The 13,904-nt window shown below is 56.7% G+C and carries 7 protein-coding genes; 4 read left to right on the forward strand and 3 right to left on the reverse strand.

Annotated elements, in window-relative coordinates; genetic code table 11:
• Positions 1-267 precede the first annotated feature (267 nt).
• The 4 genes from CH268_RS27155 to CH268_RS27170 all read left to right on the forward strand — a co-directional run bounded on the left by CH268_RS27155 (position 268) and on the right by CH268_RS27170 (position 7,904).
• Positions 268-1,413, forward strand: a complete 1,146-nt coding sequence (locus tag CH268_RS27155; RefSeq protein ID WP_094666546.1) for a DUF6361 family protein — start codon at positions 268-270, stop codon at positions 1,411-1,413.
• Between the two features lie 13 nt (positions 1,414-1,426).
• Positions 1,427-3,184: a phospholipase D family protein gene (locus tag CH268_RS27160; RefSeq protein ID WP_255182521.1), complete on the forward strand. Its 1,758-nt coding sequence runs from the start codon at positions 1,427-1,429 to the stop codon at positions 3,182-3,184.
• Positions 3,177-6,380, forward strand: coding sequence for a DEAD/DEAH box helicase (locus CH268_RS27165; RefSeq protein WP_094666463.1), 3,204 nt, complete (start codon positions 3,177-3,179; stop codon positions 6,378-6,380). Before CH268_RS27160 ends, CH268_RS27165 begins: the two co-directional genes overlap by 8 nt.
• A 165-nt stretch (positions 6,381-6,545) precedes the next feature.
• On the forward strand, positions 6,546-7,904 hold the full coding sequence (locus CH268_RS27170; RefSeq protein ID WP_094666465.1) for a Fic family protein: 1,359 nt from the start codon (positions 6,546-6,548) through the stop codon (positions 7,902-7,904).
• 141 nt (positions 7,905-8,045) lie between these two features.
• Here CH268_RS27170 and CH268_RS28495 read toward each other — a convergent pair whose 3' ends face one another.
• The 3 genes from CH268_RS28495 to CH268_RS27185 all read right to left on the reverse strand — a co-directional run bounded on the left by CH268_RS28495 (position 8,046) and on the right by CH268_RS27185 (position 13,027).
• Entirely contained in the window at positions 8,046-8,300 is a 255-nt protein-coding gene (locus tag CH268_RS28495; protein ID WP_094666467.1) for a DUF262 domain-containing protein, read from the reverse strand.
• Positions 8,301-8,441: 141 nt separating this feature from the next.
• Positions 8,442-11,012, reverse strand: a complete 2,571-nt coding sequence (locus CH268_RS27180) for a DEAD/DEAH box helicase (RefSeq protein ID WP_094666469.1) — start codon at positions 11,010-11,012, stop codon at positions 8,442-8,444.
• Positions 11,009-13,027, reverse strand: a complete 2,019-nt coding sequence (locus tag CH268_RS27185) for a site-specific DNA-methyltransferase (RefSeq protein ID WP_094666471.1) — start codon at positions 13,025-13,027, stop codon at positions 11,009-11,011. The genes CH268_RS27180 and CH268_RS27185 overlap by 4 nt, the downstream gene beginning before the upstream one ends.
• Positions 13,028-13,904: the final 877 nt, after the last annotated feature.

A 13,904-nucleotide genomic window follows, 5' to 3' on the forward strand; every position in this document is an offset into this window, starting at 1 on the left:
CGAAGGGTGGCCCTTGTCGTGGGCGAGTTACGACAGGACTCGCCGAGCACCTACATATGAGGTTGTACGGGGACCATCACGTGAGGGTGTACACCGATACCGGCTCGCACCTGGGAGCGCGATTCGCAACAAAACGTCCCGCTGTCCACAATCCGGTCGGTCAATCGTGTTCGGGGTGCGATGAGGAGAACGGACGCGGAGTTCCCACACCGACGTACGTCATCTGGCACGATCGGTGATCGAGCTAACTAACGGACGGGAGTGCTCGTGTCGGATATTGCATGGCTGGACACCTCACCTGACGAAGAGCGCCGGATGCGAGAGCTGGTCAAGCTCTTCTCCGACTCAAGCACACTCGACGATATAGGGATCGGACAGGTTCGAGACACGCTGTCCGACCAGCTGTTTCCGGCAACTTCGACGGTGCACACACGGGCAAAGTACTTCCTGTTCGTTCCCTGGATATATGCGGAAGCAGCGAGGAAGCACTCGGGTACGGCAGCCCGCACAAGGGCGCGCGATACCGAACGGAAGCTAATTGAGACCATGCGGAAGGACGGTCAGACGCAGGGATTGATCGGTCGAGTCGCGGGCGCAAGTGTCAACACCCTTCCCTCCAATCTCTATTGGGCCGCTCTCAAGCGGCTCGGTATTCGACACGACGGCCCGCAGGGTGCGATGTGGAGCATCAGTCTTGACCCCCCCAAAGGATTCCCAACGAAGGTCGAAACTGGTTTCGACCTGAGTCGTTCCGAGGCCGGATGGCTACAAGAACGAGTTCTTACTTCAGCGCCCGACACATATCTGGCACACCTCGTACGTGAGGGGCTCGAACACGATGTCAAAGCTGTCGACAGTCCGTGGGATCACCCCGCACTGAAGACCGCGTCGGTTACCACCCGTGGACTGGTCGAGCATGCGCGCCTGTTCTCTCTGACTATCAATGGCGCCGGCTTGCTATACAACCTGTTGATCGCAGAGAAGTACGAAAAGGCCGTCACCCCCGGTGACACGACCTATATCGAGTACTACCGCGACTTACTGGACAACTGGGCCAACGAGGTGTCCGCCCAATCCCGCGACATCTCGAGCTGGGACATGTCAGCTTTCTGGACGGCAGTCAACACGGGCAGAAGCACCCCAATCCCGCTGAACACCAAAGCGTTTGTCGATTCTTGGCTTACCGCCGTAAGTAGAGGCAATGCCTACGACCCAGCAACCTCCACGGACTTACGCGGGTTGATTGCGGACCGTGAACGGGTCAACAAAGGTGAGCAATCACGTTTGAACAACGCTCGGTTGCTGAAGGAATGGTCGGGCGCCTCAGGTGCCGGACGCCTGACTTACCGGTGGTCGACCGTTCAGACGATGGTCGGCGACATCAAGGAAGGCCTCGATCGTGCTACCTCCTGACAGCAGAGTCACCTTGCTCGAACGCCTCGAACCCGCGCCGGGCTACGCAGTCACACACGTGGTCGGCACCACCTACACGTTGGATCTCGACAGCGCACTGCTGCCGTCGCTTGCTCTATCGCGAAGTGCCTCGGCAGGATCTGCAGACCCTCTCGAAACGATCGCCGCTGTGCAAGCAAGCATCGGCAAGATCGATATCTTCCATCAGCGCGGCATGATTGGCGTCCCGACTACGCGGTCGCGCCTACACACATTGCTCGAACCGGCACTGCATGCCGTGCAGCACTCGTCCAATTTCTTGTTTCACCCCAAGTTGTGGTTGGCGAGATACGAATCCGAGACGACTGGGGAAGTGTCTCTCCGGTTGGTGGTGATGAGCCGCAACCTGGCCCGGGGCAGATCGTGGGACGTCGCCATCACCCTGGACGGCACTCTCGTCAGCACGCCGAGCGCCAAAAACAAGCCGCTTGTCGACTTTTTACGATTCCTGACCACCGCAGTCCAGCCCGGCTTGCCGGAGAATCGTGCGAGTCGCATCTTGGACCTCGCCGAAGAGATCCGGTGGGCAGAGTGGGACCTTCCCTCAGGCGCAACCGACGTCAACTTTCACATCTTTGGTGTGCGCAGCTCGCGAACATCGAAGCCTGACTTTTCCGGCTACAAACACTTGCTGGTTTCACCCTTTCTCACAGATGACGGCCTAGCGACGCTCGCCGAGTACTCCCGCGGCTCGGTGTCGGTCGTATCGCGGCAAGAATCGTTCGATGCATTATCCAGCGATGTTGCAGGATGGATCTCGGAGCCGTACGTGCTGTCGCCGACTGCGGGCATTCCGGCAGACGACCAGGATTCGACGGGTGGCCCTGCTTTGTCGGGGCTGCATGCGAAGCTGTACTGCGTCGAGCGGGACAAGCGTGCGCACCTGTTCATCGGGTCGGCGAACGCGACCCATAGAGCGTTCGGAGGAAACGTCGAGATCCTCGTCGAATTGACTGGCAAGACCGCAATATTCGGTGTCGACGCCATGCTTGGTAAGGGTGGATTCCGTTCAATTTTGCAGTCTACGACCATCGAACCGGCCGGTGACGCAGAGGACGACCCGCAGGCAGTGCTCGACCACCAGCTTCACCAGCTGGTGTTCGACGTGCAGCTTCGGGCTGAGCTGACTATGGACGACGACCGCTATGCACTGCACCTCACCAGCTCGGACCCGATTTCTGTGCCGCCCGAGTTATCTCTGGCGGTATCGCTTCTGTCTGTCAAGGCAAGTTCGCTGGTTGCGGACACGGACAGAATAATTGATCTGCAGTTCAGCAATTTAAATTTGTCTGATGTGACAGCGCTTTTCGTGCTCACTGTTTCCGACGGCGGTGGCCGTCTAAGCTCGGCCGTTGTCATGGCGGAACTGATCAACGATGTGGCCGAGCGTATGAGCTCGATCGTGATGCAGGAGATCAACACGCCCGATGCGTTCCGTCGCTTCCTCGCACTATTGCTTGCTTTCGGCGCACCAAGAGTTGCTGCCGACGGCGAGGATGGTGAAGACGACGCGTCTCTGACGGCTGGTCGCTGGGATGCGTTGGAGAATGGCCTGTTCGAGCAGATGCTCAGAGTGTCGACGTCCAACGCACAGGTCCTCGAGCACCTCGCTGGCGTCGTCACAAGCATCATCGATAATGACGATCCGAACGGCGTCTTGCCTGAGGGGTTTCGCGAGCTGTGGTCCGCGGTGTACGACCCGACCCAACGAGAGGCACAGATAGATGCCTGATCACGAGCGTTTCGCAGCGGAACCTCACCTGGCTACGTTGCGTCCGTTCCAGCGGGCAACGGTGGATCATGTCTCGGATGTGCTGTACGGGAACAAGACTGGAAATCGATTCCTTGTCGCTGACGAAACAGGCCTTGGCAAGACCATGGTGGCGAGAGGCGTCATAGCTCGGGCAATCGAAACGCTGCAGGATGATCCGGAAGTCGACCGCATCGACATCATCTACATTTGCTCCAACACCGATGTCGCACGGCAGAATATCCAGCGTCTCGACATCCTCGGCAATCAAGTGACGATGTCGACGCGGCTCAGTTTGTTGGCAACATCGACAGAAGCTCTGAAGTCTGCGCCGGGGGTCGCTGGCAAGCCGGTCAATCTCGTGTCGCTTACCCCGAAGACCTCGTTTGCAGACAAAGGATGGCGTTCGGGCACCGCCAGGGAACGAGCGCTGCTCTTCGTAATCCTGAGCAGTCATCTCCAGCTCAGCGGCGCGGCGAAGACTGCGGCTTACCGGGTTCTCCAGGGAACAGTGCAGAGCCTCGACAGTTTCAAGCAACGGGTTACCGATCTCGAATTGTCGATGAAGGCGGCACCGGGGAAGGCCCTTCAAAAGCTGGACAAGGACATCGTTGAGACGTTCTTGCGGCTGGTGGATGAGCCAGGACCCGACGCCACTACTGTGCTGGAGCGTTTTCGCACGTTGGTCGACGAAACGATCGGCAGAGCCGCGGTGCCGGGCGGCTACAAGGCCTCGTCCGCTGTGATCGGCGAACTTCGACGGGTGCTGTCGCGCGCCGGGGTGGAGGCTCTGGAACCAGATCTGGTAGTCCTCGACGAGTTTCAGCGGTTCACTGAGCTGCTCGACGTCGACAGTCCGGTCAGTGAGCTCGCGCGGGACCTGTTCGGCTACCGCCACGCCAAGGTGTTGCTTCTGTCTGCAACGCCGTACAAGCCAATCGATGACGGGCCCGACGGCGACGGTACCCATCAATCGCAGTTCCTTGGGATACTCGACTTTCTCTCGCAAGGTAAAGCCGGTGAGGGTGCGAGGGGTATCGCGAAGCTGCTCGACGAGTACCGGCAAACGGTCAAGAATCGGCAGGATCCGGGTGAGCTGCGCGATCGCATTCGCGCGGAGTTGCTCGCGGTCATGTGCCGGACCGAACGGCCCCCGCGGCTCAACGAGTCGATGGTAGAAGAACGGCGAACGGCCGCACCACCTATCAGCGCGGCTGCCGTACGCCAGTACAAGACGTTCGCTGAACTTGCGGATATCGTCGACGCACGATTCCCGATGGACGTCTGGAAATCGGTCCCGGAGTTGGCGCACTTCCTCGATTCCTACCAGCTTGGTCGGTATCTGCACGACCACATCAGCGAGCCGGACGTCCGCGTCCTGGTCGAATCGTTGGATCGTCTGGATCCTGCCGCGGTAGAGGACTACCGCCCTTTGGACGCGCGGAATCCGCGTTTGGAAGCGCTGATCTCCCAGACCACGGGTCAGGACTGGCAGACGCTCCTGTGGCTGCCGGCGTCGCTGCCTTACTTGAAGCCGGCGGGTCCGTACGCGCGGGCTGACGCGTCTCAGGTCACCAAGAAGCTCGTGTTCTCACTGTGGACAGCGACTCCTACTGCCGTTGCGTCTTTGTTGAGCCATGACGCAAGCCGTCGAATTGCGAGGTCCGGGGTTGAGTCAGGACGGAGTGTCACGGCTTCACACGAAAACGTCTCGCAGAGGCTGCAGTTTCGTCGTCGCGGCGAGCAGCTGACAGCGATGGCAGGGTTCCTGCCGTTCTTCCCTATGCCGGGCCTGGCAGACATGGCGGACCCGCTGCGACGCGCCGGAGCCGCGGGGCGTCCATTCGACCGCGACTACGCCGAGTCGCGTATTGCGAGTGAGCTGTCTGTCAACCTTCCGCAGGGTGTGCGCGAAACGGGAGCCAGTGAGGTTGCGTCGTTAGTGTGGCAGTGGCCTCTGGCGCTGAGCGACGGCAAGTTGGACGAGGCTCTGAGCGGGCACGTGGCGAACCTCAGCGCTGCCGATGCCATTGCAGGGCGTGGTTCTGACAAGGGGGTCGAGAGCGACGACGACCGGGCTGATCAGTCGACGGTCATCGACGAGTATGTCCAAGCCGCGGTCACAGCGCATCGCGGGCGGGATTCGCTGGATCTATCCGAGATCCCGTCCGGACTGACGACGCTCACGGCCCGGTTGGCCATGCACTCTCCGGCCAACTGCGCCTGGCGAGCATTCGGTCGCTTGTCGGTGGATACGTCACGAGTGACTGTTGGGGGCCAGTGGCGAGCTGCCGCGATCTTGGCATCCGGTCTTCGTACGTTGTTCAACCGGTGGGAGTCGGCGCTGATTCTTGACCACCTGTACGCCGAGGAGGCGTCGTACTGGCAGCGGGTTCTTCGATACTGCGCCGATGGGAACCTCCAAGCCGTGCTTGACGAGCACCTCTTCCACCTCGTGCAGGTCGAGGGCAACAGTGAGTTCGATGACGAAGCACTGATCGCATTTGCCTGGCATGCAGCGAGCGCGCTGAAACTGAAACCTGCCGTCTACAAGGCGAAGGATCTGTTGCAGGAGGGCAACGACATCGACTTCTCGAGTCGCTTCGCGCTTCGATACGGCGACGCGGGCCAAGGGGAGACGGACTCGGCCCGGCCTGGAGAAATCCGTGAAGCCTTCAATTCACCATTCTGGCCATTCGTGCTGGTGTCCACGAGCGTCGGCCAGGAGGGGATCGACTTTCATCCCTGGTGCCACAACCTCGTCCATTGGAATGTCCCGGGCAGTCCGGTGGATTTCGAGCAGCGGGACGGCCGTGTCAATAGGTTTCGCGGCCATGCTGTTCGACGAAACATCGCAGACAAGCATGGTTCCGAGATGCTGGCTGCGGAGAACCCGTGGCAGGAGGCATATCGACTGGCTGGGGATGACGCACCGAATGCCGAGATCTCTGGTCTAGCTCCTGACTGGATCTACCCCGGTCCGTACAAGGTCATTCGGGATGTGTTGCCGTATCAGCTGAGCGTGGACGCGAACCGACTCAAGAGAACGCGTGAGCGAGTTGCGTTGTATCGGTTGACATTCGGGCAGCCGCGTCAGGAGGACTTATTCGAATTGCTGCAGTCCTCTGGAGTTTCGGACGAGCAAGCAGACTCGTGGCGAATCGACCTTCAGCCGTGAACCGCTAACGCTAAGGTCCGCAACTCAAAAACGTCAATCGCGAATTCGTGATGACATCGCGCCAAACTGGAAAGGTCAGTGTTCAGGCTTTTGCAGTAAGGCGCGGCCACAAACATGTTCGTCATTTTTGGTGTCCGTTTCAACGGCACAGGATAAGATTTCTGAATGACTGACTACATGGCCGACACACCGTACTTGCTTACGGATGATCCTGAAGTGTTGAACAACTTTGACAGACTTCTTCGTAAGGCGGAATCTGCACGAGAGTTGGCTGGCCGCGCAGCTGTGAAGATTGAATCTGACGCCAAAGACATTTTTGGCCAGTTTCGTCAAGAAATTCGTTCGGATTTGGTCTCGGAAAGTAACAAGATCGAAGGTTACATTTGGAGTTCAAAGGACGTGAGCGCGACGGTTCGCGAGTATCGTGAACTATTGAATCAGCCGGTGCGTGAATTCATGACCGGGCTGAGAGGCGACCCTAGGGTATATGAAGCCTTGGGGCTCTATCGCGCCTACGCGCTTGCTGATGAGTGGGCAAACGAGAAGCGCCGTCCTCGTCAAAGCGAAATCAGAGAGCTGCACCAATTGATCATTGGCAATGAAACCCATGCAGGCGGCTATAAGTTGCACCCAAATAGAATTGGTGGCTCCGAGCACACTCCGCCTGAGCCATTCCAGGTCCCCCAGGACATGCAGGCTCTATCGGATTGGTGGTCGAAGGGAACTGGAATTACCGTTCTCGATGCCGCAATAGTTCACGCTTGGATCACGCACATCCACCCTTTCGAAGACGGAAACGGGCGAATGGCTCGGGTTTTAGCGAATCTAACCTTGGTGCAGGATGGGTACCCGCCGTTTTTGCTGAGAGATGCATCTGACAGAAATCAATACTATGACGCTCTTGCGCGCTCCGACTCCGGTGAATTACTTCCGCTGTTTGACCTTTTCGTCAAGGTGCTGCGCCGAACTAGCAAGCAGATGTGCCGCGATAACTATGCCCGAAACCGGATTCGAGGCACTCTCTTGAGTGACAGTCGAAAGCGGTACGATCACTGGTCTGAGCAGGTCGAGTTACTTTTCGACAAAATAAATCAAGATGTTTCTTCGAGTAAGATATCGATGAAATACCAAGGTGTACCTGCGATCGATTCATTCGTTGAACTGCAAGAGCTGGATTCGGCGGGTAATAGCTGGGCTGCGATATTTGACCTCGGAAATAGCGCCTGTCTTCTTTGGTTCGGCTATGTGTCGGATAGCTTGCGAGGGATACTCAATCTTAACATCGACGCCGACCGCTATCCGTCACTATTCCTTTCGGTGAAGTCTCAAAAGGGGGATTCTGTACATCCGTTTGTGTCGAGAATAAATTCTTCAGACGGTCTACTGAATGAAATCTATATTTCACCGTTGACCTCTATGCCTGTTGATATTCGCACGGGGCATGATGTGCGAGACTACTCCATTTCAGAAGCGGCCAGAGAAATTGGCGACAGCATCCGAACTGCGCTAGTGAAAGAGCTCTAATTGCCTGAATTCATTGTCGGAAGCGGCTTCTTTTGGTTGAGTTTGTTTTGACGGTGTTCGGTGCCGGGATTTGGCCGGTCGTTTCTGGTCGGGGTTTACCTCCTCAGGATGTGCGTTCGTACATCGGCCGGTTGTTAATGGTCAAGTATTTGCCGGGGTTCGGCACTTTCCCTGTGTGTCTTCGACTGGAGTGGGTTGGAACTGTAGATGCTCACCACTAGCCTGCAACGTCATGATCACGCCGAGTGGGTAGCCAAGTGAAACGGTCATGAGCAGGGAACGAATTTGCTCGTCGTCCCACCGATAGCTTCGCTGAAATTTTGTGAGCTGGATTTCGCCACAGTGCACCTGCTCCACGAGTTTGGAAAGCATGTATTGCGGTGCTTCGAACCCCATGGAGCAATGCCTTTCCGTTTATCATATTGTTAAATCAAGACCGCACCCAGAAGCTCCTACAGGGGTTGCGTCACCGTAGATGACGCAGGTAGTTCTCTGGGCCTGGCCAACGTCAAAGGGGAGCCGCGGGCCATTGCTCGTTTAGCTGATACGTCCTCCGACGGTGGCAGAGCGATGTTTCAAGTCTGTCCAGCTCTCGGACGCTGCGATGTCATCTTCGTAAGCTATGAAGTAACCCCAGCGTTGGCCCACGAAGTCGTCGTGACCCAGCAATTCACGCACCAGTTCTTCAGTGGCAATGCGCTTGGCTTGCACCGAGAGATCATGCCGCCCGGCTGCAGCCTTACCCTCGACAATCCAATATACGTCGTCTGCACGGTCGAAAACCACGAAGTCCGGGTAATAATTGTCGCGCACCGTGTAAGCGATCCGCGCTTGATCCTCCGGGTAGAGCTTCTTCCACCAAGCCACTTGGTTACTTGTCTCCAGAAGTTGCGCAAGCGCGTATTCGCCGCTGTAAGAGTCAAACCTTACCGCTGGGAACAACGATAGAACGAAGGGTGCGTATAACCGGCCGTTCGCGTATTCACTGCGATCATCCACAAAAGTGTACGTACGCGCGCCGACTCCATAGGATTGGACTTCGCGGATCGGCAAACGTCTTGGTTCGATGACGGTGACCATGGGCCGATTTCGGTCAACGCGCTTGATCTCTTCTGCCAGTAAATCTACGAGCTCCTTGATTGCTGACGTCAATGACTTTTCCGTCCACTCCACGTCCACATGAGACATGAAGCGAGGCACCGTCTCCGCTCTGGCGATCGTCAGGTTTGCCTGTGTACGCGGCACTGGTTGATAGCAGGCCACCACATCGACCAGGGATTCTTCGATCTCCGCGCTTGCCATCGGCGCAGCTTCTCCCTCGGCCTGCATGATCCGATGCGTCGCCAGAAGACGTTTGGCAACACGAGCGCGTATCTCTTCCCGGTGTATCACGACACCCGAGCCCGAGACCCTTCGGGCGGCTGCACGTAAGGTCTCTTCGCCGATTTTGCTGAGCTTAAAGTCCTCTTTAATTCGCTCGATGCGGGTCGTGGGAAATAGAAATGTTGTTCCCGCATATGCGGGATTGATTTCTACTTCTAATACTTGCTGGGCTGGCTGGTCGACGATACCCTCACCCAGATTGACAATCACTGGGCCCGAGCTAGTTCCATCCCGCTCGGCCTCTGCGTCGGAAATCGGGCCGGAAGGGTGTCGATCTTCGTGGCCCTCAGTGCCCGCGTCGTCGTTATTGGTGTGGTCGGCGTTACCACCAGGTATCGGCGGGTCAGGGCATGTAACCACTCCTGTTGAAGGATCAAACTGTCCGACTTGTGGTGTGGTGCCGCTACGAGTGGCGCTTTCAAGCCCAAATGTACGCAGGATGTTCTCATCGTTAAGCATTGAGCGGAACGACTGATGGCTGATGATGTCTAGTTGGTTCACTGCTGGTTCGTCGGTGTAGGACCCGTATGGCAACCGCAAACCGCGGCCCATTGTCTGCTGGGTCAGTACATCGGACGCCATCGCACGTAACGTACACATCACGGCGATATTTTTTACGTCCCAGCCCTCTTTGAGCATGTCAACACTGACCACAGCCCTAACGGGCGAATGCGGTCTCTCAATCTCCTCAAGCTGGCGGCGGACTGAGTCGTTGATGGTCCTAGAGTCCACGCGGAGTACTCTTGTTGCGTCCGCGAAGAATTCGGGTGACGCGAGTAGTCTGGCGATCTCAGCTGAATGCTCGGTGTCCGAGCAAACTACAAACAGCACGGGGCTAACTGCCGGAACTCCGGTCTTCGACGCCCACTGCGAGTACGCCAACTCTTTAATCGCCAATAAGTTCATCGCATCGCGCAACTGACGCTCTTCCGCGACAGCAAGTTGGTCCGCTGTGTCCGTGTCCCCGTACCCCGAGTTGCGGAACGCTAGGACTGGGATCTTAACGTTACGGTCTTCAATTGCTTGATACAAAGGATAGTTGTAAATCACGTGATCTACTTTGCTTGCCGATGCGGTCAATCCTATTGCTGCTGCGGGCTCTAGTTCGCGTAGCGCCGCATTGAACGCCGTCGCTGAAGCCCCATATAGATGAGACTCGTCGGCTATGAGAACGAGATTTTGACTATTTTTGAGCTCTGTAAAAACATTACCATGAACCTCATTGTCCTTGCGTAATCCACGCTGCACTGCGCTGGCGGTGCCATTTTTAGTGTTACCCTCAAGAGAAATTGGCGCGATGAGCTGCTGTACGTTGAAAACATACAACCGCATTGGGTCCTGGCCCATCATTGCCAGATTTGTCGTCATTGCTGATAGGTCTGTCGGCGTCGCGACCAGTGGAGAAACCAATGCCCCCGGAATGTACCGTCGATGACCCGGGGCAAAGTTCGCGACAGTCTTCTCCTGCACGACGAGGCCTGGAGTCACAATAACGACTTTTTGTACACCTTCGTGCCGTAGGTATTCAATGAATGCAGCCATCAAGTACGTTTTTCCAGACCCAGTAGCCATATTGAGAACCTGCTGCACCAGTGGATCGTATTCTCCCGATAGCGTCTTCACTAGCACGCCCAGGGCATCGATATTGTGACGACGTAGAGCGAACCGAGCGCCGATGTCTTCAATTAGTTCGGGTCGATAGCCGACTGCAAGGTTGCGAATCATTCTTGTATCCCCATCTCGATCGCGTTGTCGCCTAGGGTTGCAAACAAATCGTCAGGAACATGCAATATTCGAGAACCACGTGATGCCTTACGTAAAGCCGCTCTCATACCATCCGGAACGCCGGTGGCTGCAATAGTTACCCTCTCCTGATTCCCTAGAACAGCAACCGCGTCTGCGACATCCTCTTCGGACACGGGCCCTTCAATCACGAGGAGTTTCATGCTGCCTAGTCGGCCGTGGAAATGTGGGTCGGATGGAGTACAAGTGAAACCAAGATTCGCGGCAATAGCTGAGATCAAGACCTGGCCGCGCGCATTCTCGGTGAGCACCACCAGACCAAGTTTTGGGTCTACGTCGAACACTTTTGGAGACAGCTCCATGACCCGGAACGACCCACCGCCAAGCCAATTGACTGTTGCTGCGTCCCTTGTTCGAGTGGCTTCCCTCAGCTGCTTCGTCACACCTGCGAATAGATCTACGATCGGTGGTTCAGGATCCTTACTGAGCTTTCTTAGCAGCGAGTTCAACAGTTTGCCCTCGTCCTCGGTGAGGGATGTCTGATTCTCCTTTGCCCTTGCTCTTACTAGCTTCGCGATCTCCTTCGCGACATCGACTGGAGTGTCGACCACTTTGGCTAACTTTGTGAGCGTCGAGTTGAACACCCTAGCTTCAGCCGCGGACATGTCTCCGGGGAGCTCGCAGCCGTCGTCTGAGACGCGCTCGACTGTCGAAGTAACTCCACCCGGGTCCTCTCCGCACACTACTTTGGTGAGGCGGGGGAGCGTGAACTTTGTGAGAGTGTCTTCGATGAGCTCCGCAGTCACCCAACGACGGCCCATTTTGTGGGCCACTGCCGCGGTCGTGCCCGATCCTGCGAAGACGTCAAGAACGATGTCGCCCGGGTTTGAACCGATGTGGATTATTCGCTCCAGTAGACGCTCCGGCTTAGGGGTCGAGAATGGGTCCTCGCCGGGAAAAAGGGCTTTTATCTCTTCTTTTCCTACTGGATTTCCACCCACGTCTAAGGTTTGCCAGATAGATGTGGGGGGAACCGGTTTCTTTCCATCGTCCATGAAGGATCGCACGTATGGCGTCAGACCCACGGGCGCGGGCATCTCTAGCCATTCGAGTGATTCGTAGTTTGCGTCTACCATTTTTCTTTTCCAACGCCAGCAGCCTTCTCTGCCATCTGGACGAATCGGATATACATTCGTGCCGTCCGGCGCTGTGATGGGATACCACATGGTCGGACGGTCCGTCCGTAGCGAGTTCTTTCCCCACTTGCGCAACTCGCGACTGGAGTAACGTCGTCCATCCGTCGTGACCTTTGGAAAGTCTTTTTCGGTAGCCTCAACTCCGAATTTATTAGGAGACCAATTCTCGCTTTTTCGGTAGCAAGTAATCGTGTCGTGAGTGATTGAGACGCCTTCGTCATCCATCTTCGGGCTGTCCTTTTTCTCCCACGCCACCTCGGCGACGAAATTCCCAGCACCGAATATTTCATCGAGTAGGCAGCGCATCCGGTGGTTTTCGGAGTTATCGAGGTGTACCCAAATCGATCCGTCGTCTGCAAGCAATTCCTTGATGTGGAGCATGCGGTCTCGCATCATTGTGAGCCAAATTGAGTGCTCCAGGTTGTCTTCGTAGTTCGGAAAAGCTTTCTCGGTGTTGAACGGCGGATCGATGTAACAGAGCTTGATATTTCCTAGGTACTGAGCAGCGAATTCAGGCACGTACCGTAACGATTCGAGTACGTCACCGGACTCTCCCCAAACCAGCAGATTGTCCATTGATGGCTCAAGCTCGGTCAGGTCAGAGTACGCGGTACCCTCCAATTTCTCCTTGCGTTCCCCGCAGACGTAGTCCGTTTCGACGAGCGTGTGAATCTCGGAGTACCGAGGGTTATGGGGATCGACCCATGCGTAGCCATATTTTCCGCGCTCCGCGGGGATCAACACCCTATCTTTGTTGAACCACGTCAGCTCAAGCCGCTGGGATCGCGCGGACGATGCCATACCTACTCCTCATTTAAATTAGACCACGAGAGCGTTTGGCTCAGCGTGTACCAGACGTTCTGCAGCTGCTGAAGTTGCTGCGCATGAAATTGCGTACTCTAACTGGTGGTGAGCAGACCCGCCGTGATCAGCCAGCCACTATTGCGCCTAATCATCGGGCCAGGGAATGGTATTTCGCGCTCCTTGTTCTGGAGCCGCTGAAGGCTCATGTCGCAGTGTACGTGCTTCATCCAGTGGGCTGGCGTGCTTTGCCGCCCGTTGCGGTTCGCGATTCGATAGTGCAAGGGATCTTCTCTTGGGAACGTTTGTCGCGCCCTGTCGCCACGGTCGGATCCACGGGACTTCACGATCTGGAACCTCGGCGGCACTCGGTTCCAGCGGGACCAACAAGCAGTGATCACGTCTTGGTGGTCCAACGTCATCGGGTGAGGTGTAGTCACAGTCTTATATTAGAGGGCTAGCTCTGTGGGCGTTTGGAGTCTCACCGAGATGGCAACATTCGTCGTTCTGCCCGGGACATGACGCGTGCACCGGTGTCGAATTGCCGAGCGATAAGTGGTTCAGAGGGTGGGAGCCAGCACAGCCGCACACTACTGACCACGGGTAAACTAGATCGTGATGTTACCCCGTCGATCATCGAAGCCTCGGGTGATGTACCGGAATATCGAACCCCTAAGTCTGACTATCATGGAAACGCGTTGTATTGCAGATTGTTTGAAGAGGCGCACGGGTTTCGTGACGTACGCCGGAGCGCACGCTGGCGGAGTTGGCGGACGTCGTTCAGGTCGTTTGTGCGCTGGCCGCTCATCTTGGATTGAACGAGGCGGCTTTGGACGCCGTCGCGGCTGACAGGTGGGCAGAGCGCGGTGGCTTCCAG

Source organism: Rhodococcus sp. 06-1460-1B, assembly GCF_002258475.1.
Classification (GTDB): domain Bacteria; phylum Actinomycetota; class Actinomycetes; order Mycobacteriales; family Mycobacteriaceae; genus Rhodococcoides; species Rhodococcoides fascians.